Here is a 2,028-nt window from a genome sequence, read left to right on the forward strand (position 1 = left end):
GGTGACGGAGACGCTAGCGGCCCCACGCGACGTCGTCTGGCGGAGAACGGACCTTACGTTTCAGGTACCAGTTCCGTAGGGTGGGCAAAGGCGCACTTGCGCCGTGCCCACCATCTCGCCGCGTGCTCTCAATGGTGGGCACGCCTCGCTTTGCCCACCCTCATATGAGGTTTTGTGAGTCAAGGCTATTGAGTTGGTTTGGGGTGGGTTTGTTCGGTGGTAGGGCGGCGCGCGGAGCCATGCGTAGCGCAGCGCGCCGACCGGGCCCCGGGGGAGGATTGGCTTCCGACGATTGTTGCAGCTCACTGCATCACCTCATATCCGGTCGGACCAACTGATCCGCACCCACATTCCGCATGCTTGCGGCGAGGAAGCCATCGGGGATGAGACCCATCTACAAAGCGGCTGGTATGGCCCTTGGGTGGCACGGTCATCATCCATCCTGCAGGGGACCGTGGCGGAGCCGCGGCGCCTGGTTGCGAGGTCTGTTCTAGACTTTCATCGTTGCCTGCTCAGGAACCAGTCCGGTGGTGAGATAGCGCCACAGGGCCACGATCAGCTTGCGCGCCAATGCGACGATGGCGATGCGCCTGGCGCGCTTGCCGGCGTTGGCCGTGCGCGTGCGGAACCAGCGGCTGAGTGCGCTGTCCGGCTGGTGGCGGAGCCAGAGCCAGGCGAGCTCGATTGCCTTGTGGCGGGCACGATGATTGCCGGCCTTGCTGATCCCTTGCTCACGATCGATGCCGCCGCTCTTCCAGGGACTGGGTGTCAATCCGCAGTAGCTGGCGACCTCGCGCCGGTTGCCGAAGTTCTTGTAGAACAGCTCATTCACCAGCGTCGCGGCGAAGGCCGGGCCCAGTGCCTTGAGCCGCTGCAGATGATCCTGCCGCTCTGCCATCGGCGCGGGAAGCGGAAGCGCGCGTGCCGCTTGCGCCTGCTCCAGTGCCGCAAGCTGTTCACGAACCACCATCAGCCGCGTGTGCTCGCGCGTCACTTCGGCGCGAAGCTGTGGCGACAACGGCTGGCCTTGCCAGTCGCGTTGCCGACCGAGCCAGCCGAGCCAGTCCCTCCGCCGAGGATTGCCGACCGCCATTCCCTGAAGACGCAGCAGCGCCTTGATCCGGTTGGTATGGGCCGTCTGCTCGATGATGAGCCGGTCGCGTTCGCGACTGGCGCGTCGGGCGTCCTCCTCCGCCACATCAGGCACGCGCACGATCCGCACCACCCGCGGCTCGCCCCGCAAATGGGCCATCAAGGTGCGCAGCAGAAGCTCGCCGTCGATCCGGTCTGTCTTCGCCCGCCGGCTGCGCTGCTCGACCGCAATGCTCGCTGCATCGAAGACATGGTTCGCAATCCCGGCTGCCCTCAGCAGCCGGTGCAGCCAAAAGCCGTCATAGCCGGCCTCGTAACAACTCGTTACCTCCGGAACCGCCCCGAGCTTCTTGGCCGCCCTGGCGCGGACCTGTGCGATCAGCGCCAGCAGCCCGGCGTGATCGCCCCCCTCCAACTTGTGCCGCGAGATCCGGTCCCGGTCCGGGCTGTGCAGCGTCACCAGCCATGTCTTCTGGCTGAGTTCGATCGCAACGAAAACTGTGCCACAATGGCCGGCGGTGGGCGTGGCTAAGGTCGATGCTTGCATCCGACTTCTCCGATGGTTCGAGTGTGCAAACCCAAACCTACGGAATGGCCACGCTCACCGCCCCATGGAATCTACAAGGACTTGGCCGCGGACGAGCGGTTAGACTGGTAAAGCGATCGAGTACTTCACCTGGCTCAATGCAAAGCTGCTTTCGATCGACGCGATGCCGTCGAGCCTTGTCAGCTTCGTCTTCAGGAACGCCTCATACGACGAGAGATCAGCCGCCACCACGCGCAGGAGATAGTCGCGGTTGCCGGTCATGAGATAGCACTCCAGCACTTCCTCCCATTTCGAGATCGCTCGCTCGAACCGGCTCAAATCTTCCTCTTTCTGGCGCGCGAGCTTGATGGAGATGAAGACCGAGACGTGCAGCCCCAGCGATTTCTGGT

The 2,028-nt window shown here is 64.1% G+C and carries 2 protein-coding genes; both read right to left on the reverse strand.

The features are described from left to right. Positions 1-490: 490 nt before the first annotated feature. Positions 491-1,639, reverse strand: coding sequence for an IS110 family transposase (locus WA702_RS27820; RefSeq protein ID WP_425113749.1), 1,149 nt, complete (start codon positions 1,637-1,639; stop codon positions 491-493). Between the two features lie 99 nt (positions 1,640-1,738). After that, positions 1,739-2,028: Lrp/AsnC family transcriptional regulator (locus WA702_RS27825; protein ID WP_425113750.1), on the reverse strand; the 290-nt coding region annotated here is incomplete at its 5' end.

The sequence above is a fragment of the Bradyrhizobium sp. genome, from assembly GCF_049798375.1.
Classification (GTDB): domain Bacteria; phylum Pseudomonadota; class Alphaproteobacteria; order Rhizobiales; family Xanthobacteraceae; genus Bradyrhizobium.

Bases quoted from the DNA above. Each gene is read 5' to 3' on its own strand.
- WA702_RS27820 (WP_425113749.1), bottom strand. From the start codon at position 1,639: ATGCAAGCATCGACCTTAGCCACGCCCACCGCCGGCCATTGTGGCACA.